This is a genomic window from Streptomyces sp. NPDC052225 (genome assembly GCF_040679615.1).
Lineage (GTDB): Bacteria > Actinomycetota > Actinomycetes > Streptomycetales > Streptomycetaceae > Streptomyces.
Map to the genome: position 1 here is coordinate 138,562 of NZ_JBFAVD010000014.1, position 17,589 is coordinate 156,150.

A 17,589-nucleotide genomic window follows, 5' to 3' on the forward strand; every position below is an offset into this window, starting at 1 on the left:
GTACGGACAGCGGGAGTTGGCGAACTCCTGTGCCAGAGAAGGGACATGTGACATAGTACCGCCGTGACTAAGCGACTGACCTGCGATGTTGTAGTCATAGGCGCCGGAATGACAGGCGCCGCATGTGCCTTGTACGCGGCTCGCGCGGGCCTGCGCGTCGCGCTCGTGGACCGTGGTCCGGTGGCCGGCGGGACGACCGGCGCGGGCGAGGGGAACCTGCTGGTCTCCGACAAGGAACCGGGCCCGGAGCTCGAACTCGCGCTGTACTCACTCCGGTTGTGGGCTGAACTCGCCGCCGAACCCGGCGCGGGCGCGGCGATCGAGTACGAACGCAAGGGCGGCGTCGTCGTGGCCGCCGCGCCCGAGAGCCTCGCCGCCCTCGACAAGCTCGCCGTGGAACAGCGCGCCGCCGGGGTCGACGCCCGACCCGTCGCCGCTGATCAACTCCCCGATCTGGAACCGCACGTGGCGCCTGGTCTCGCCGGTGCCTTCCACTATCCGCAGGACGCGCAGGTCATGCCGGCCCTTGCCGCCGCCCGGCTGATCCGCGCGGCCCGCGCCGCCGGCGCCACGCTGCACACCGGGTGGACCGTCACCGCCGTCCTGCGCACCGCGGGCGGAGCGGTCCGGGGCGTGCGCACCGACCGCGGTGACCTGCACGCCCCGGCGGTCGTCAACGCCGCAGGCACCTGGGGCGGCGAGGTCGCCGCCCTCGCCGGGGTGCGGCTGCCCGTGCTGCCCCGGCGCGGTTTCGTCCTCGTCACGGAACCGCTGCCGCGCATGGTCCACCACAAGGTGTACGCCGCGGACTACGTCGCCGACGTGGCCAGCGACTCGGCGGCCCTCCAGACCTCGCCGGTCGTCGAGGGCACCGCCGCGGGGCCGGTCCTCATCGGCGCGAGCCGTGAACGCGTCGGCTTCGACCGGTCGTTCTCCCTGCCCGTCGTACGAGCCCTCGCGGCGGACGCGACCCGGCTCTTCCCGTTCCTGGAGCGGGTCCGCGCGATGCGCTCGTACCTGGGGTTCCGCCCGTACCTGCCGGACCATCTGCCCGCCGTCGGGCCCGACCCCCGGGTGCCGGGGCTGCACCACGCCTGCGGGCACGAGGGCGCGGGCATCGGACTCGCCCCCGGGACAGGGCAGTTGATCGCCCAGGTGCTCAGCGGCGCGCCACCCGACCTGGACCTCGCCCCGTTCAGACCCGACCGCTTCACCGAGGAGGCGGCGTGAGCACAGGAGGCAGCGACATGAGTGCCCGCACGCCACTCGGCCTGGTCGATGCCCGGCCGGGACCGCCCTTCACGGTCACCTTCGACGGCCGCGCGATCGAGGCACTGCCCGGCCAGAGCGTCGCCGCCGCGCTCTGGTCGGCGGGGATCACCTCCTGGCGGGCGACCCGGGGCGAGGGGCGCCCCCGGGGCATCTTCTGCGGCATCGGGGTCTGCTTCGACTGCCTGGTCACCGTCGACGGCCGCCCCAACCAGCGGGCCTGTCTGCTGCCCGCCGAGCCCGGCCAGCAGATCCGCACGCAGCAAGGGACGGGACACGATGAGCGAACGGGACACGATGAGCGCTGACCCGCATCTCGCGGTGGTCGGAGCGGGCCCGGCGGGCCTCGCCGCCGCTCTCGCCGCAGCCGCCCGGGGCGTCCGCGTCACCGTCGTCGACGCGGCGGCCGAGGCGGGCGGACAGTTCTACCGGCAGCCCGCCCGCGCACTCGGCGCGCGCCGCCCGCAGGCGCTGCACCATCAGTGGCGCACCTGGGAGCGGCTGCGCGACGGTCTCGCCGGACATGTCGAGGCGGGACACGTCAGACACCTGAGAGGTCATCATGTGTGGTGCGTAGAAGGGGAGTTGCCCGGGGGATTCACGGTCCACGCGCTGACCGGCCCCGAGCAGCGGGAGCCGGTCGCGGTGCCCGCCGACGCCGTGCTCCTCGCCACCGGCGCCCACGAGAAGGTGCTGCCGTTCCCCGGCTGGACCCTGCCGGGCGTCCTCACGGCGGGCGGCGCCCAGGCCATGCTCAAGGGCGGCCTCGTCCTGCCGGGGCGCAGGGCGGTGGTGGCCGGGACCGGGCCGCTGCTGCTGCCCGTCGCCGACGGGCTGCTCGCGGCCGGGGCGGACGTCGTCGCGCTCGTGGACTCGGCGGCTCCCCGGGCGTTCCTGCCGCACGCGCGGACCCTCGCCGCTCACCCGGACAAGCTCGTCGAGGCCGCCGGATACGCTGCGCGGCTGCTGGTCAGGCGCGTGCGGATCCGGGCGCACCACACCGTCGTCGCGGCGCACGGCACCGACCGGGTGGAGGCCGTCACGATCGCCGCGCTGGACGCGGACGGCCGGGTGCGGGCGGGCACCGAGCGGCGCCTCGCGTGCGACACCCTCGTCGTCGGACACGGCCTGCTGCCGCACACCGATCTCGCCGGCGCGCTCGGCTGCCGCCTCGACGGGGGAGCCGTGGCCGTCGACGACGAGCAGCGCACCGACGTGCCCGGCGTCTGGGCGGCGGGCGAGGCGACCGGCATCGGGGGAGCGGCCCTCTCGCTCACCGAGGGGCACATCGCGGGCCGGTCCGTCGCCGCCCGCCTCTTCGACTCCCGCCCTGATCCCCGTACGTGGAACGCGGTCGCTCGTACGCGCACCCGCATGAGGGAACTTGCCGCGGCGCTCGACACCGCGTACGCGCCGCCCGCGCGCTGGACCGAGCAGCTCACCGACGGCACCGTCGTCTGCCGCTGCGAGGAGGTGACGGCCGGAGCGGTCCGCGAGGCGGTCGACGAGCTCGGCGCCGGCGACGCACGGACCGTCAAACTGCTGACCCGGGCCGGCATGGGCTGGTGCCAGGGCAGGATGTGCGGAGCAGCCGTCGCCGGGCTCGTCGGGGGTGAACAGCCGCCTGCGAAACGGCCGTTCGCCTGCCCGGTGCCACTCGGCGTGCTCGCGGGGAGAACACCGGACCCAGCACCCGACCCGGCACGGAAGGACACCTGATGGCCGCCCAGCGCACCCGAAGCGCCACGACCGCCGCGACCGGCCCCGCTCTGCCCACGCTCGGCGGGACCCGGCGCAGCTACCGAGAGCGCGTCGTCGACGCCCTGCGCGCGGCGCTCATCGCCGGTGAACTGCGGCCCGGCGAGATCTACTCGGCGCCCGGCCTCGCCGCCCGGTTCGGCGTCTCCGCCACCCCCGTGCGCGAGGCCATGCTCGACCTCGCCAAGGAGGGCCTCGTCGACACGGTGCCCAACAAGGGCTTCCGGGTCACCGCGGTCTCCGACCAGCAGCTCGACGAGTACACCCACATCCGCTCCCTGATCGAGATCCCCACGACGGCGGCCCTCGCCTCGACCGCCGATCCCGAGGCCGTCGCGGCGCTGCGGCCCGTCGCCGACGAGATCGTCACGGCCGCGGCCGCCGGCGACCTCATCGCGTACGTGGAGGCGGACCTGCGCTTCCACCTCGGACTGCTCGCGCTCGCGGGCAACGCGCACCTGGTCGAGGTCGTCGGCGACCTGCGCCGCCGCTCCCGCCTGTACGGACTGACGGCGCTCCACGAGGACGGGCGGCTGCCCGCGTCGGCCGCCGAGCACCTGGAGATCCTCGACGCGCTGCTCACCCGCGACGAGGAAGCGGTCCGCGCCGTGATGACCCGGCACATCGGACACGTCCGGGGCCTGTGGGCCGCGCCGCGCCGATGACCCGGCGCGGCACCGCTACTTGGTGGCCCCCTGCGCGAACCCGTTGTAGATGTACCGCTGGAGGAAGAGGAAGACGAGCAGCGTCGGCACGATGACGAGGATCGCGCCCGCGGAGATGTTCTCCCAGTGCGCGCCGAACGGACCCTTGAAGCGGAACAGGGCGGTGGAGATCGTCCCCTTGTCCTCGGACGGCATGTAGAGGAAGGGGATGTAGAAGTCGTTGTACGTCGTGATGCCCTTGACGATGACGACCGTGGCGATGGCCGGCTTGAGCAGCGGCAGGATGATCTTCCGGTAGATGGTGAAGGTGTTGGCGCCGTCGAGCCGGGCCGCCTCGTCGAGCGAGGTCGGGATGGACCGGATGAACTGCAGGAAGATGTAGATGGACACGATGTCGGTGCCCATGTAGAGCAGGACGGGCGCCCAGCGGGTGTCCACCAGGCCGAAGCTGTTGACCACTTGGAAGGTCGCCACCTGCGTCGTCACGCCGGGCACCAGCGTCGCGATCAGGAACAGCGCCATCACCGTCTTCTTGAACCGGAACTCGAAGCGGTCGATCGCGTACGCCGTCATCGAGCCGATCAGCACGGTGCCGGTGATGGAGAACAGCAGGATGAACGCGGTGTTCCCGAAGGCCGTGAGCATGTGACCGTCGTTGAACGCGGTGACGTAGTTGGAGAAGTTCAGCCAGTCGTGCGGCAGGCTCAGCGCGCCGCCGTCGGTCACCTCGCGGTTCGTCTTGAGCGACGTGAGGAAGACGACGGCCAGGGGGACGAGGACGACGAGGGACGCGACGACGAGCGACAGATACGTCAGTGCCGTGCTGATCCGGGGCCTGCCGCCGCCGGAGGTGACGCGGTCGTCGGTGCGGAGCGTGGTCATACGAGGTCCACCTTGTCGTCGGGCACGAGCCGCCGCTGGATCCAGGTGATCACCAGGATGATCAGCAGCAGCACGACGGCACAGGCCGAGGCCAGGCCCGTCTTGTTGAACTGGAACGCGAGCTTCACCGTCTGGATGACGAACGTCGACGTGCCGGTCGCGCCGCCGGTCATGATGTACGGGATCTCGAAGACGGCGAGCGAACCCGAGATCGCCAGGATGACGCTGAGGCTCAGCACCGGCCGGATGCTCGGCGCGATGATGTGCCGGAACTGCTGCCAGCGGCTCGCGCCGTCGAGTTGTGCCGCTTCGTAGAGCTCACCGGGGATCGACTGGATCGCGCCGAGGAAGAGCACGAAGTTCAGGCCCGTGAACCGCCACACGGACACGCCCGCGAGCGAGGTGTTCGCCGACTCCGGGTCGCCGAGCCAGGCGTGGTCGCCGCCGACGCCGAACCAGGACAGGACCGAGTCGAGCGTGCCGCCGTCCTGGAAGAAGTACAGGAACACGAAGCCGATGGCGACGCCGTTGATCAAGTAGGGGAAGAAGAGGATCCCCTTGAAGAGATTGCGCAGCCGCAGGTCGAAGCTGAGGACCGTCGCGAAGTAGAGCGCGATGACGATCTGCACCGCCGACGCTGCCAGGTAGTAGAAGCTGACGAAGAAGACGCGGAACAGCTCGGGACGGGTGAAGAGCTGGGTGTAGTTGTCGAGGCCCACGAGGTTCCGGTCGGGGCTGACGCCGTCCCAGTCCGTGAAGCTGTAATAGATCATGTTGCCCACCGGCACGTACGTGAACGTGATCAGCAGCGCGAGCGGCGCCAGCAGGAACAGCCACGGGGTGAGCCGGCGCACGGGATGATCGCGCCAGGAGCGGGTCGGCGGCTTGCGGCGTCCCGGTCGGCGCCGCGGGTCGGAATCGGCGCGCCGCGCAGGGGCGGGCGGCGCCGGGGACTGGGTGTCGGTCATGTCGGACGGGCCTTTCGTGATCCGGGGCGAGCTCGGTCAGGCGCGGGGCCCCGCCCCCGCGGACGGTGCGGGGCCCTGTGCTCGGTCCGGGTCAGTTGCCTGCGGTCGCGGCCGCGTCGGCCCAGCGCTTGTTCAGCTCGTCGAAGTAGCCCTGGAGGGAGCCCTTCTGAGCGCCTCGGGCGATGTCGATCAGCTTCTGCCGGTAGTCCTGCTTGGCGAGGCCGATCTCGGCGGCGTTGTCGATCGCGTCGACCTGGAGCGTCTTGTCCTCGGAGCGCTCGATCAGCTTGACATCGTTGTCCTGGTACGGCTTGAGGACATCGGGGAAGCTGAGGGAGGTCAGGGCCGAGACGCCGCCCTCCTTCGCGGAGAAGCCGGACTTCTCGGTGAACCAGTCGATCCAGGCGCGGGCGGCCGGCTTGTTGTCCGAGTGCGTGTTCACGGCGAGCTGGTAGTCGGAGAGCATGGTGGCGCGGAACGCGCCGCCCTTCTGGACCGGGAAGGGCATGAAACCGATGTCGTCCGGGTTCTCGCCCGCCTTGCCGGCCGCGTCGCGCATCTGGTTCACGGCCCAGGAGCCGAGCAGCATGCTGCCGATCTTCCCCTTGGCCAGGTCGGTCTTCGAGGTCTCCCAGTTGGTGGTGGTGGGGTCCTTCTCCGACAGCTTGTCGTGGACGATGTCGTAGAGGAGGGTGTCGAGGACGTTGAGGTCGCTGCCCTTGGCCCACGGTGCCTTGGAGTCGGCGAGCTGCGCGTAGGCGTCGGGGCTTCCGCTGACCGAGCCGATGCTGTTGGTCCAGGGGCTGCTGAGCGGCCAGCCGTCCTTGAAGTTGGTGTAGTACGGCGTCGCGCCGGTCTTCGCCTTGATCTGCCGGAGATTTGTGAGGAACTCGGCAGGGGTGGTGGGCCAGTCGGTGATGCCGGCCTTCTTCCACACCGCCTTGTTGTAGACGAGCCCGTTGACGGTGCCGAAGTTGGCGATGCCGTACGTCTTGCCGCCGACATCGGTCTTGCCGGTGAAGCGGTAGGTCTTCGCCATCTCCTTGGTGTCACCGAGCGGGGCGAAGAACTTCGGGTAGTCGCCCTTGGCGATCACCGACGGGATCAGCAGCACGTCGCCGTAGTTCTCGGTGTTCATCCGGATCTTCACCTCCCCCTCGTAGTCGGTGATGCCCTGGAACTTCACCGAGACCTTGGGGTAGGTCTTCTTGAACTGGGCGGCGTACTTCTTCATCGTGCCGTCCTGCACGAGGTCGGTGCGGTTGGTCAGCACGGTGATCGTGCCCGACACCTTGGCGGGGTCCGAGGGTGCGGTGGCCGCCTCCCCGGACGAGGATCCCCCGCCACCACACCCCGCGACGGTCAGCATCGCGGTGGCAAGCAGAACCGCGCTCAGCGGCTTCCTCCTCATGTGCCCAACTCCTTTCAAGGGTTACGGCTCAGGCCCCAGCGGCTGACGGCACTATGTCAGCCATCCGTGAACCGGTAAAGCTCCAATTTCCGGCGTGATGCCTAATCGTTACTCCGCGCTCGGGCGGGAGTCGGCTGCCGGGGCGTGGATCTGCGCTGTTGTGTGCGGGCGTGATCAGTTGTGGGGACTGGACCGGTTAATCAACGAGGGTTAGGTTGGCCGACGTCACCCGCAACAGGGCCTGTACCTGTCCGAGAGGAGCCGCAGATGAAGCACGTCGTCCAGCTGACGGAGGGCTGGCGACTCAGCCACGAGGGGAAGCGGCTGGAAGCCGCCGTCCCCGGCTGCGTCCACACCGACCTGCTCGCCGCGGGCCTCATCCCCGACCCCTTCCTCGGAACGAACGAGAAGGAGGTCGACTGGGTCGGGCGCCGCTCGTGGACCTACACCCTCGACCTGCCCTCCGTGAGCGGCGCCGCCGAGCGGACCGACCTGGTCTTCGACGGCCTGGACACCGTCGCCGAACTCACCCTGGACGGCGCGGAGTTGGGCCGCACCCGCAACATGCACCGCTCCTACCGGTTCGACGTCACCGGCCGCTCGGGCGAGCTGAGCGTCACCTTCGCCTCCGCCTACGACGAGGCCGAGGCCGTCCGGGCGTTGACGGGGGACCGGCCCAACGTCTACCCCGAGCCGTTCCAGTACGTGCGCAAGATGGCCGCCAACTTCGGCTGGGACTGGGGTCCGACCGTGGTCACCGCCGGCATCTGGCGCCCGGTCCGCCTGGAGCAGTGGTCCACGGCCCGCATCGCCCGGGTCCGACCGCTGGTGACCGTGGACGGGACCGACGGCCGCGTGGAACTCCGCGTCGACATCGAGCGCACCACCGCCGGCGCGGACCGCGGCCTGGCCGCCCTCGCCACCGTCGCGGGCGTGACCACGCGCGCCGAGATCGACGGCGACAGCGCCACCCTCGTCCTCGATGTGCCCGACGTACGCCGGTGGTGGCCGCGCGGACACGGCGAACAGCCGCTGTACGACGTCGAGTTGACGCTCCTCGACGGCGCGGCGCCGCTGGACGCGTGGCAGCGCCGGATCGGCTTCCGCACCGTCGAACTCGACCGCTCCGCCGACGCGCACGGCACCGGCTTCACCTTCGTCGTCAACGGCGAGCGCATCTTCGTCCGCGGCGTGAACTGGATCCCCGACGACGTCCTGCCGTCCCGGATCACCCCCGAGCGCTACCGCCGACGCCTGGAGCAGACCGCCGCGGCCAACGCCGACCTCGTGCGGATCTGGGGCGGCGGCATCTACGAGGACGACGCCTTCTACGACGTCTGCGACGAACTCGGCCTGATGGTCTGGCAGGACTTCCTCTTCGCCTGCGCCGCCTACCCCGAGGAACAGCCGCTGCGCGGCGAGGTGGAGGCCGAGGCCCGCGACAACGTCGTACGGCTCATGCCGCACCCCTCACTCGTCCTGTGGAACGGCAACAACGAGAACCTGTGGGGCTTTCGCGACTGGGACTGGGAGGAACCCCTCGCGGGGAACTCCTGGGGCGAGGGGTACTACCTGGGTCTCCTGCCGCGCGTGGTCGCGGAGTTGGACCCCACCCGGCACTACAGCGCGGGCAGTCCCTGGTCCGGGTCCTGGGACCACCATCCGAACGACCCCGACCACGGCACGTACCACTCGTGGGAGGTGTGGAACCGGCAGGACTACACCGAGTACCGCTCGAACGTGCCGCGCTTCGTCTCCGAGTTCGGCTGGCAGGCGCCCGCCGCGCTCGCCACGCTGCGCCGCGCCCTGCCCGGCGAGGACCTCGCGCCCGACTCGCCCGGCATGCTGCACCACCAGAAGGCCGAGGACGGCAACGGCAAGCTGAACCGCGGCGTCGCCCGCCACTTCGCCCTGCCCGAGGGCGACTTCGACCGCTGGCACTACCTCACCCAGGTCGTCCAGGCCCGCGCCGTCGCCACCGGCATCGAGCACTGGCGGGCGAACTGGCCGCGCTGCGCCGGCACGATCGTCTGGCAGATCAACGACTGCTGGCCGGTCAGCTCCTGGTCCGCCATCGACGGCGACGGCCGCCTCAAGCCCCTCCACCACGAGCTGCGCCGCGTCTACGCCGACCGGCTGCTCACCCTCCAGCCGGGCGCCGACGGACCCGACCTTGTGCTCGTCAACCAGAGCGCCGAGCCGTGGACCACGGACGTCACCCTGCGTCTGATGCACGCCGACGGAACCCTGGCGACCCGGCTCTCCCTCGGTCTGACCGTGCCCGCGCGCGAGGTGCTGCGGCTGCCCGCCCCACCGGAGGTACGGCCCACCGACGGTGGCACGAAGGAGTACCTGGTCGCCGACGCCGACGGCCTGCGCGCCCTCCATCTGCCCGTGCGGGACAAGGAGTTCGCCTACCCGGCGCCGCGGTTCGACATCGCCGTGGAGACCGTGGGCCGCGACCAGGACACGGTGGACGTCGTGGTCAGCGCACACACCCTCGTACGCGACCTGCTGCTCCAGGCCGACCGGCTCGGGCCGCACGCGACCACCGACCGCGGTCTGATCACGCTGCTGCCCGGCGAACAGACCCGCATCCGTGTCCACGGGGCGGCCGGCGCGGGCGCCAACGCCGTCCGCGCCGCCCTCTTCTGCGTGGAACCCGCGTGAGCGCTCCCGTCCAACGCGTCACCATCAAGGAGGTGGCGGCCGCCGCCGGAGTCTCCAAAGGCGCGGTGTCGATCGCGTTCAACCACAAGCCGGGCTTGGCCGAGACCACCCGGGAACGCATCTTCGCCGTCGCCCGCGAACTCGGGTGGGCGCCCAACTCCTCCGCCCGGAGCCTGTCGACACAGCGGACCGACACCATCGGCCTCGCCCTGTGCCGGCCGGCCCGGCTGCTCGGCCTCGAACCGTTCTACATGGAGTTCATCTCCGGCATCGAGAGCGTCCTGGCCGAGCGGTCCTGCTCGCTGCTGCTCCGCCTGGTCAGCAGCCTCGACGAGGAGATCGCGCTCCAGGAGAGCTGGTGGCGCGAACGGCAGGTCGGCGGCTCGATCCTGGTCGACTTCCAGCAGGACGACCCGCGCATCGGCCCGCTCAAAGAGCTCGGCATCCCGGCGGTGGCGGTGGGCCACCCGGACCTGACCGGCGGGATCCCCTCGGTGTGGACGGACGACGCCACCGCGGTCGACGAGGCGGTGCGCTACCTCGCCGCCCTCGGCCACCGGCACATCGCCCGCGTCGGCGGCCCGCCGGGACTCGGGCACAGCGCCATCCGTGAACGGGCCTTCCGCGGCGCGCTGGACGACCTCGGCCTCGGGCCGGGGGCCCAGGTGGCGACGGGGTTCGCGGGGGAGGAGGGGGCCAGGGCCACCCGCTCGCTGCTGCTGCGGCCCGAGCGGCCGACCGCGATCGTCTACGACAACGACATCATGGCGGTCGCCGGTCTGGGCGTCGCGGCCGAGATGGGCGTGCGGGTGCCGGCCGAACTGTCGCTGCTGGCCTGGGACGACTCCCAGCTGTGCCGGCTGACGCACCCCACGCTGTCGGCGATGAGCCATGACGTGCACGGCTTCGGCGCCGAGGTCGCCCGGGAGCTGTTCGCCGTCATCGCAGGGCGGGAGGTGACGCCGCGTCCGGTGCGGACACCGTCGCTGGCGCCGCGCGCCTCCACGGCGGCGCCCGCGCTGCCGCCGACCTGACGCGCTCGGCCAGGCGCTCAGCGAGGGCGCGGCGCGCTGGTGCTCGCGCGCGGCACGAGCCGGGCGGCGTCCACCTGGACGTGGTCCACCGGCTCCTTGCCGATGGCGGCGAGGAGCGTACGGGCGGCGCAGGCCCCGTACGCGGGGATGTCCCGTGTCAGGGCGGTGAGCTGGGGACGTACGGCCTGCGTGAACGGGGAGTCGTCCCATGCCACGAGGGACAGGTCGCCGGGCACGTCCAGACTCAGCTCCTGCGCCACGGACAGGCCCGCCACCGCCATGATGTCGTTGTCGTAGACGATGGCGGTGGGCCGCTGCGCCGCGATGAGGAGTCGGCGCGTGGCGCGTGCGCCGTCCTCCCCTGAGTAGTCGGTGTGTACCACGACCGGCTCGGGCAGCCCCGCCTCACGGCAGCTCGCCTCGAACGCGGCGTCGCGCACGGTCGTGTGGGCGAGCTGCGGCATCCCCGCCACCCGTGCGATGGAGCGGTGCCCCAGCGCGGCCAGGTAGGCGACGGTCTCCTGCATGCTGGCCCCGTCGTCGGACCAGACGGCGGGCACGGCCCCGGCGGCGCTCGGCGGTCCCAGAGCGACCACGGGCAGATCCAGCGCCGCGAGGGCCGGCACCCGTACGTCGTCGTCGTGCAGGTCCACCAGGAGCGCGCCGTCCACCCGGCCCTCGCCCCACCAGCGACGGTAGAGCTCCGTCTCGTCCTCGTGGCTGGTGACCGTCTGGAGCATCAACGCGATGGAACGCGGCGCCAGTTCGGACTCGATGCCGCCGATCAGCTCCATGAAGAACGGCTCGACGCTCAGGGTGCGCGCGGGGCGGCACACCGCAAGACCCACGGCCCTGGCCTGCGCGCCGTTGAGCGCGCGAGCGGCGCTGCTGGGGCGCCAGCCGACCTCCTGGGCGATCGCCTTGATCCGCGCCCGGGTCTGCGCGGAGACGCCCGGCTGGTCGTTGAGGGCGTAGGAGACCGCGACCTTGGAGACTCCCGCCTGGCGCGCGATGTCCGCGATCGTCGGCCGTTTCATGCGCCCTCCTGCTGTACCGGTTCCGCGCTTCAGCGGCCGACCTTACCGGTCGGCCGCTGAAGCGCGCTCATCCGGTCACTGAACCAGGGTTCAGCCGGTGGTGCATGCCCTGCCGTCGAGCGTGAAGGCCGTCGGCACCGCGTTGGTGCCGGTGGAGGAGCCGCTGAACCCGAAACTCACCGAGCCGCCCGCCGGGACGGCGGACGTCCAGGACTCGGGGGTGACATGGACGGCGGTGCCGCTCTGCGTGGCCTTGGCGTTCCAGATCGAGGTGACCTTCTGCTGTCCGGAGAACGCGAAGTCGAGCTTCCAGCCGTCGAGCGCCCGGTCGGACGTGTTGCGCACGGTGACATCGGCGTTGAACGAACTGCCCCAGTCGCTCAGCCGGTACGTGACGGCGCAAGCGCCGGTGCCGGTGCCTTCGCCCGGGTCGGTGCCGCCGCCCCCACCCGTGCCGCTCGTGAAGACGCTGGCCTCCTTGGCGGTGGCCTTGATGCCGTCGGCTCCGTCGAAGAGGCGCTTGCCCCAGTCGGAGAGCCGGCTCGCGTCGAAGCCCTGGACGAGGTCGAGATACTCGACGCCGCCGCCGTTGCCGCTCCAGGACCAGCCCAGGTAGCCGACCCCGAGGGACTGGGCGGTGGACATGATGGCGTCCTCGTCGGGGTTGCCGTCGGAGTGCATGTTGCCGAACTCGCCGACGACGATGGGCAGATGGGCGGAGGTGAACCGGTTGAGGTAGTCGCTGACCTCGGCCGGGGTGTCGTAGACGCCGTACATGTGGATGTCGAACAGGGTGTTGCGGTCGGGGTCGGCGGCGAACACCGAGGCGGCGTTGTCGCGCATCGTGAACGACCAGTCCTGGCCCCAGTTGGGGGCGTCGACCATGAGGGTGTGGTCCAGGCCCCCGGCCCGCAGCCGGCCGATGGCGGCCTTGGTGTCCGCGGTCCAGGCGCTGTATCCGCTGTTGCCGTACGGCTCGTTGCCGATGTTGACCACGACGTACTTCTCCTGGCCCACGAGGGCGCTCTTGACGCCGAGCCAGTAGTCGACGGCCTTGGACAGTGGCGCGGCGGCGCCCGCCTCGCCGTAGCCGGTGGTGTCGTGCGCCTCCAGGACGCAGATCAGCCGGTTCTCCTTGCACTCGGCGACGACGCGGGTGACGTCGGCCGTGTCGTTCTTCGTCCACTGGTCCCCGGTGGCGAGAACCACGCGGACCGTGTTGGCGCCCTTGGCCTTGATGTCCTTCAGGGCCTGGGTGGTCTTGTCGGGGTACCAGGTGTGCGCGTGGTTCACCCCGCGCATCACGAAGTCCTTGTCGTTGGCGTCCAGCAGCCGGCCGTCCTTGATGTGGAAGCCGGGGGTCTCGGCGGCCTGGGCCGAGGGGGTGGCGGTGAGGAGTGCGGCGCAGGCGGCTAGGAGGGTGCCGGTCGCGACGGCGGCTCGGGTGCGTCTCATCTACTGCTCCTGGTTCGACGGGGGCGCGCCCGCTCTCCGGGCAGCTGGCATCGGCTGCCCGGGACGTGACGCGGCATCAGGGGCGACTCGGGACAAGGTCGGCCGGGGAATCGCCGAACACCATCTGACCTGCGAGAACGCAGAGAAGGTGACCGGCTTCGAGGCTTCCGCCCGGCGACGGCCACGACATTAGGGGCCCCGATGGTCGAGCACAATGCTTTCTTCGGAACCGGTTAAGTCTTCAGCTTGAGCATCAGCGGAGAGGCGGTGCGGAGGCGGTTACGCGACTGCTTCCCCGGCCCGCGCGAGGCGTTCCGGCTCGCGCACCGCGGCGACCGCCCCGACCAGACCGGCGTCCTGGGCGAGCGCCGCCGGGCGGACCTGGATGCCCCGGACGAAGTCCAGGGTCGCGTAGGTGTCGAGGTGGCGCCGCAGGGGCGTGAACAGCAGGTCGCCTGCCTGGGCGACGCCGCCCCCGATGACCGCCGCCTCGATCTCGACCAGGGTGGCCGTGGCGGCGATCCCCGCTGCCAGGGCTTGTGCGGCCCGGTCGAAGGCGGCCAGGGCCAGTGCGTCGCCGCGCCGCGCGGAGGCGGCGACCTCCGCGGCCGTCGCCGCCTCCCCCTGCGGCGGTGTCCAACCGGCGGCCCGTGCGCGCCGCGCGATCGCCGTGCCGCTGGCCAGGCCCTCCACGCAGCCGCGCGCTCCGCACGGGCAGGGGTCGCCGTCGAGGTCCACGCTGATGTGGCCGATGTGCCCGGCGTTGCCCGAACGCCCGTGATGCAGGCGGCCGTTGAGGACGAGACCACCGCCGACGCCCGTGGAGACCACCATGCACAGCGCGTTGTCGACGCCGCGGGCCGCGCCCTTCCAGTGCTCGGCGGCGGCCATCGCCACGGCGTCGCCGACCAGGACGGGTTCGACGCCGGGGGCGAGGAGGGGGTGTGCCCGCACCTCGTCCACCAGCGGAAAGCACCGCCAGGCAGGGATGTTGACCGGGCTGACGGTGCCGCCGACGGTGTCGACCGGGCCCGCGCTGGCGATGCCGAGACCGCGCACGGATGCCCAGGCGGGGTCCCCGGCAAGGGAGTTCAGAACCTCGCCGACCGCGCCCATCAGGACGCGCGCCGACTCCTTCGCCGGTGTCGGGCGCTGCACCCGCCGCGTCACGCGCCCTTCCGCGTCGACCAGCGCCCCGGCGATCTTCGTGCCCCCGATGTCCAATGCCGCGTACATGACCCTCCCCTTCCGGCACGGGCCGCGGGCCACGTGCTCCGAACCAGTGGTGACAACGTTGCCTAGAGGATACTTAACCGATTCAGTCCGGCGGGTGAAGGGTGGCGAGCTGCGGACAGCGGTGCGGATCGGATCCGGGTGTGCACCCCGGCCGCGCGCAGGGCGAGCGACGGTTCGACGTCGTCGGGCTCGTGGGTCCAGGTGACGGCTGGCGCGGACGCGTCGGGGGACCGGTGTCGCCGTCGCCCGGACCGTGCACCGTACGCGTGGAACAACTCCCTGTACTGCCATGACGGTTCACGCATCTCGTGGTCGAGGCCGATCCAGGATGCGGGGTCCGGCGCGTCGAGCGCCAGGCTGGGCGCCACTCCTGCGGCCAGCTTCCTGACGATCTCGTGCGACGGGTCTTCGCTGGTCACCATGGGTGAAGTCCAGGGTTCGGCCAAGTCGTCGCGCCGGGAAGGGGAGAGCGATCGGAAACCCCCTTCGAAACTCTTTCGGCGTGCCTTATGCTCTCGGACATGCGAGATGACGATTACGCGGGTCGGATCACCCTGGCGCAGGTCGCTCAGCAGGCGGGGGTCTCCATTTCGACAGTTTCGAAGGTGCTCAACGGGCGGCAGGACGTCGCGGCGCCCACCCGCGACAAGATCGAGCGTCTGCTGGACGAGAACGCCTACCGCCGCACCACCCGCGTCGCCCACGAGGCGCCCCTGATCGAGCTCGTCTTCCACGAGCTGGAGAGCGTCTGGGCGCTGGAGCTGATCCGGGGCGTGGAGAGGGTCGCCAAGGCCAACGACGCCAGCGTCGTGCTCACCGAGAGCGGTACGCGCCAGGCGCCGGGGCCCGAGTGGATCGAGGGCGTGCTGCAGCGCAGGCCGCTCGGCGTGGTCCTCGTCTTCTCGACGCTGCCCGCCGAGGTCAAGCAGCAACTGCGGTCGCGCTCCATCCCGTTCGTCGTGATCGACCCGGCCGGCGACCCCGACCCGGACGTGCCCTCGGTCGGCTCGGCGAACTGGAGCGGTGGGCTCGCCGCCACCCGGCACCTGGTCCAGCTCGGCCACCGGCGCATCGGCATGATCACGGGACCCGAGGACGTGCTCTGCTCGCTGGCCCGCCTCGACGGCTACCGCTCGGCGCTGAGCATGGCCGGACTTCCGGTGGACCCCGACCTCGTGCGGTACGGCGACTTCCACGTGGAGGGCGGCCGCGAGCGCGCCGCCGAACTGCTCGACCTGGCCGACCCGCCGACGGCGATCTTCGCGGGCAGCGACCTCCAGGCCCTCGGCGTCCTGGACGCGGCCCGCCTGCGCGGGCTGCGGGTCCCGGAGGACCTGTCCGTCGTGGGCTACGACGACGTGCCGCTGGCCAAGTGGTCGAGCCCCGCGCTGACGACGGTGCACCAGCCGCTGCTCGAGATGGCCGAGGGCGCGGCCCAGATGCTGCTGCGGCTGCGGGCGAAGGAGGAGGTCGCGACCCGTCTGGAGCTGGCGACGTCCCTGGTCGTACGGCAGAGCACGGCGGCGCCCGGCAGTCACTGATCCGGCCTCGCAGGCGAAAACCTTTCGGTCAGGCCGTCGCTGAGGCGTGCGTGTTTCTCGGTGCGATTCGGACCGCTTCCTGGTTCTGGCTTGTCATGAGCCCGTAATGCTGAGCTGAACTGCGGTGATGTGTCGATGAGTTAACGCGTCGTGTCATAAAAGTTTCGTCGTCTGTGTCGAAACAGTTGACAGTGCTCAGGGGTGGGACCAACCTGACGGCGTCGACAAGCACCTCAATGGCTGTGCAGCCTCTCCCAGGCCCCCACCCGGAGGAAGCATGAACACGGACCACAAGAGCCCCACGCCGCCCCTGAGCCGCCGCGCGTTCATCGGTACGGCCGGTGCGATGGCGCTCGGCGCCTTGGCGCTGGTGCTGCCCGGCACCGCCCACGCCGACACCACGATCACCACCAACCAGACGGGCACCAACAACGGCTACTACTACTCGTTCTGGACGGATGCTCCCGGCACGGTCTCCATGACCCTCTCGTCCGGCGGCAGTTACAGCACGTCGTGGCGGAACACCGGCAACTTCGTGGCCGGCAAGGGCTGGGCCAACGGCTCCCGCAGGACCGTGAACTACCGGGGCAGCTTCAACCCGTCCGGCAACGCGTACCTGGCCCTGTACGGCTGGACCTCGAACCCGCTCGTCGAGTACTACATCGTCGACAACTGGGGCACCTACCGGCCCACCGGCACGTACAAGGGCACCGTCACCAGCGACGGCGGCACGTACGACATCTACCAGACGACGCGGTACAACGCGCCGTCCGTCGAGGGCACCAGGACCTTCAACCAGTACTGGAGCGTGCGGCAGTCGAAGCGCACCGGCGGGTCCATCACCACCGGGAACCACTTCGACGCCTGGAGCCGTGTCGGGATGCCGATGGGCAGCTTCAGCTACTACATGATCATGGCCACCGAGGGCTACCAGAGCAGTGGCAGCTCCAGCATCACGGTGGGCTGACGGGTGCGCCGCGCCCGTGCGTCACTGACGAAGCTGGTCGTCCTCGCGAGTATCGGAGCCTGCGCCATCACCATCAACACCGTCGACCCGGCGCGCGCCGCGACCTGCACCGGATACGTCGGCCTGACCTTCGACGACGGCCCGCAGGCCGGCTCCACACCGGCCCTGCTCGACGCGCTGCGGAGCAACGGCCTGCGCGCCACCATGTTCAACGAGGGCCAGTACGCCGCCGCGAACCCGTCCCTCGTACGGGCCCAGGTCGCCGCCGGGATGTGGGTCGGTAACCACAGCTACACGCATCCCCATCTGACCCAACTGAGCCAGGCGCAGATCGACTCCGAGATCGGCAGGACCCAGCAGGCCGTCGCCGCCGCGGGCGGCGGCACGCCCCGGCTGTTCCGTCCGCCGTACGGCGAGACGAACGCGACGGTGGCGGCCGTCGCCGCCAAGTACGGTCTGACCCAGATCATCTGGGACGTCGACTCGCAGGACTGGAACGGGGCGAGCGCCGACGCCATCGTGCAGGCCGCGTCCCGGCTCACCAACGGGCAGATCATCCTGATGCACGACTGGCCCGCCAACACCCGCGCCGCGATACCCCGGATCGCGCAGGGGCTCGCGGCCCGCGGCCTGTGCGCGGGCATGATCTCCCCGCAGACAGGACGGGCCGTGGCCCCGGCCTGACCGCGGGCGACA

Annotated in this window: 16 protein-coding genes; 9 read left to right on the forward strand and 7 right to left on the reverse strand. The window is 71.2% G+C overall.

Annotated elements, in window-relative coordinates; all coding sequences use genetic code 11:
- Positions 1–63 precede the first annotated feature (63 nt).
- From AB0L37_RS21630 to AB0L37_RS21645, 4 genes are read left to right on the forward strand one after another with little or no spacing between them, the layout of a single operon-like run.
- Positions 64–1,230, forward strand: a complete 1,167-nt coding sequence (locus AB0L37_RS21630) for an FAD-binding oxidoreductase (RefSeq protein WP_365507664.1) — start codon at positions 64–66, stop codon at positions 1,228–1,230.
- A 17-nt stretch (positions 1,231–1,247) separates the two neighbouring features.
- The gene (locus tag AB0L37_RS21635) at positions 1,248–1,577 is read left to right on the forward strand and encodes a (2Fe-2S)-binding protein (RefSeq protein WP_365507667.1); all 330 of its coding nucleotides are present in this window, start codon (positions 1,248–1,250) and stop codon (positions 1,575–1,577) included.
- Positions 1,567–2,988 carry an FAD-dependent oxidoreductase gene (locus AB0L37_RS21640; protein ID WP_365507816.1) on the forward strand — a complete coding sequence of 474 codons (1,422 nt, stop codon included), beginning with the start codon at positions 1,567–1,569 and terminating at the stop codon, positions 2,986–2,988. Before AB0L37_RS21635 ends, AB0L37_RS21640 begins: the two co-directional genes overlap by 11 nt.
- Positions 2,988–3,692, forward strand: coding sequence for a GntR family transcriptional regulator (locus AB0L37_RS21645; protein WP_365507669.1), 705 nt, complete (start codon positions 2,988–2,990; stop codon positions 3,690–3,692). Before AB0L37_RS21640 ends, AB0L37_RS21645 begins: the two co-directional genes overlap by 1 nt.
- 15 nt (positions 3,693–3,707) lie before the next feature.
- Here AB0L37_RS21645 and AB0L37_RS21650 read toward each other — a convergent pair whose 3' ends face one another.
- From AB0L37_RS21650 to AB0L37_RS21660, 3 genes are all read right to left on the reverse strand, one after another.
- Positions 3,708–4,574, reverse strand: a complete 867-nt coding sequence (locus tag AB0L37_RS21650) for a carbohydrate ABC transporter permease (protein ID WP_365507672.1) — start codon at positions 4,572–4,574, stop codon at positions 3,708–3,710.
- Positions 4,571–5,542 carry a sugar ABC transporter permease gene (locus AB0L37_RS21655; protein WP_365507674.1) on the reverse strand — a complete coding sequence of 324 codons (972 nt, stop codon included), beginning with the start codon at positions 5,540–5,542 and terminating at the stop codon, positions 4,571–4,573. Before AB0L37_RS21655 ends, AB0L37_RS21650 begins: the two co-directional genes overlap by 4 nt.
- A 91-nt stretch (positions 5,543–5,633) precedes the next feature.
- Positions 5,634–6,953 (reverse strand): extracellular solute-binding protein, encoded by a 1,320-nt coding sequence (locus AB0L37_RS21660; protein WP_365507677.1) that lies wholly within the window; start codon positions 6,951–6,953, stop codon positions 5,634–5,636.
- 267 nt (positions 6,954–7,220) lie between these two features.
- Here AB0L37_RS21660 and AB0L37_RS21665 point away from each other — a divergent pair, with 267 nt between their 5' ends.
- Both AB0L37_RS21665 and AB0L37_RS21670 read left to right on the forward strand, forming a co-directional pair.
- Entirely contained in the window at positions 7,221–9,623 is a 2,403-nt protein-coding gene (locus AB0L37_RS21665) for a glycoside hydrolase family 2 protein (protein ID WP_365507680.1), read from the forward strand.
- Positions 9,620–10,657, forward strand: coding sequence for a LacI family DNA-binding transcriptional regulator (locus tag AB0L37_RS21670; RefSeq protein WP_365507683.1), 1,038 nt, complete (start codon positions 9,620–9,622; stop codon positions 10,655–10,657). Before AB0L37_RS21665 ends, AB0L37_RS21670 begins: the two co-directional genes overlap by 4 nt.
- Before the next feature lie 17 nt (positions 10,658–10,674).
- Here the strand turns inward: AB0L37_RS21670 and AB0L37_RS21675 are convergent, their stop codons facing one another.
- From AB0L37_RS21675 to AB0L37_RS21690, 4 genes are all read right to left on the reverse strand, one after another.
- Positions 10,675–11,694: a LacI family DNA-binding transcriptional regulator gene (locus AB0L37_RS21675; protein WP_365507686.1), complete on the reverse strand. Its 1,020-nt coding sequence runs from the start codon at positions 11,692–11,694 to the stop codon at positions 10,675–10,677.
- Between the two features lie 90 nt (positions 11,695–11,784).
- Positions 11,785–13,149 carry a cellulase family glycosylhydrolase gene (locus AB0L37_RS21680; protein WP_365507689.1) on the reverse strand — a complete coding sequence of 455 codons (1,365 nt, stop codon included), beginning with the start codon at positions 13,147–13,149 and terminating at the stop codon, positions 11,785–11,787.
- Positions 13,150–13,428: 279 nt separating this feature from the next.
- The gene (locus AB0L37_RS21685; RefSeq protein ID WP_365507692.1) at positions 13,429–14,385 is read right to left on the reverse strand and encodes an ROK family protein; all 957 of its coding nucleotides are present in this window, start codon (positions 14,383–14,385) and stop codon (positions 13,429–13,431) included.
- 62 nt (positions 14,386–14,447) lie between these two features.
- The gene (locus AB0L37_RS21690) at positions 14,448–14,807 is read right to left on the reverse strand and encodes a hypothetical protein (RefSeq protein WP_365507695.1); all 360 of its coding nucleotides are present in this window, start codon (positions 14,805–14,807) and stop codon (positions 14,448–14,450) included.
- A gap of 87 nt (positions 14,808–14,894) precedes the next feature.
- On the opposite strand from AB0L37_RS21690, the gene AB0L37_RS21695 reads away from it, so the two are divergent.
- From AB0L37_RS21695 to AB0L37_RS21705, 3 genes are all read left to right on the forward strand, one after another.
- The gene (locus AB0L37_RS21695; RefSeq protein ID WP_365507698.1) at positions 14,895–15,926 is read left to right on the forward strand and encodes a LacI family DNA-binding transcriptional regulator; all 1,032 of its coding nucleotides are present in this window, start codon (positions 14,895–14,897) and stop codon (positions 15,924–15,926) included.
- A gap of 277 nt (positions 15,927–16,203) precedes the next feature.
- Positions 16,204–16,893: a glycoside hydrolase family 11 protein gene (locus AB0L37_RS21700; protein WP_365507701.1), complete on the forward strand. Its 690-nt coding sequence runs from the start codon at positions 16,204–16,206 to the stop codon at positions 16,891–16,893.
- A 33-nt stretch (positions 16,894–16,926) separates the two neighbouring features.
- A complete protein-coding gene (locus AB0L37_RS21705; protein ID WP_365507819.1) occupies positions 16,927–17,577 on the forward strand; it encodes a polysaccharide deacetylase family protein in 651 nt (216 codons plus the stop codon).
- The last annotated feature ends 12 nt before the right edge of the window (positions 17,578–17,589 follow it).

What these genes read in the sequence shown, in the direction of transcription:
- AB0L37_RS21635 (WP_365507667.1), top strand. Translation starts at nt 1,248, where the DNA reads ATGAGTGCCCGCACGCCACTCGGCCTGGTCGATGCCCGGCCGGGACCG.
- AB0L37_RS21640 (WP_365507816.1), top strand. Translation starts at nt 1,567, where the DNA reads ATGAGCGCTGACCCGCATCTCGCGGTGGTCGGAGCGGGCCCGGCGGGC.
- AB0L37_RS21645 (WP_365507669.1), top strand. Translation starts at nt 2,988, where the DNA reads ATGGCCGCCCAGCGCACCCGAAGCGCCACGACCGCCGCGACCGGCCCC.
- AB0L37_RS21650 (WP_365507672.1), bottom strand. Translation starts at nt 4,574, where the DNA reads ATGACCACGCTCCGCACCGACGACCGCGTCACCTCCGGCGGCGGCAGG.
- AB0L37_RS21655 (WP_365507674.1), bottom strand. Translation starts at nt 5,542, where the DNA reads ATGACCGACACCCAGTCCCCGGCGCCGCCCGCCCCTGCGCGGCGCGCC.
- AB0L37_RS21660 (WP_365507677.1), bottom strand. Translation starts at nt 6,953, where the DNA reads ATGAGGAGGAAGCCGCTGAGCGCGGTTCTGCTTGCCACCGCGATGCTG.
- AB0L37_RS21665 (WP_365507680.1), top strand. Translation starts at nt 7,221, where the DNA reads ATGAAGCACGTCGTCCAGCTGACGGAGGGCTGGCGACTCAGCCACGAG.
- AB0L37_RS21675 (WP_365507686.1), bottom strand. Translation starts at nt 11,694, where the DNA reads ATGAAACGGCCGACGATCGCGGACATCGCGCGCCAGGCGGGAGTCTCC.
- AB0L37_RS21680 (WP_365507689.1), bottom strand. Translation starts at nt 13,149, where the DNA reads ATGAGACGCACCCGAGCCGCCGTCGCGACCGGCACCCTCCTAGCCGCC.
- AB0L37_RS21685 (WP_365507692.1), bottom strand. Translation starts at nt 14,385, where the DNA reads ATGTACGCGGCATTGGACATCGGGGGCACGAAGATCGCCGGGGCGCTG.
- AB0L37_RS21690 (WP_365507695.1), bottom strand. Translation starts at nt 14,807, where the DNA reads ATGGTGACCAGCGAAGACCCGTCGCACGAGATCGTCAGGAAGCTGGCC.
- AB0L37_RS21695 (WP_365507698.1), top strand. Translation starts at nt 14,895, where the DNA reads ATGCTCTCGGACATGCGAGATGACGATTACGCGGGTCGGATCACCCTG.
- AB0L37_RS21700 (WP_365507701.1), top strand. Translation starts at nt 16,204, where the DNA reads ATGAACACGGACCACAAGAGCCCCACGCCGCCCCTGAGCCGCCGCGCG.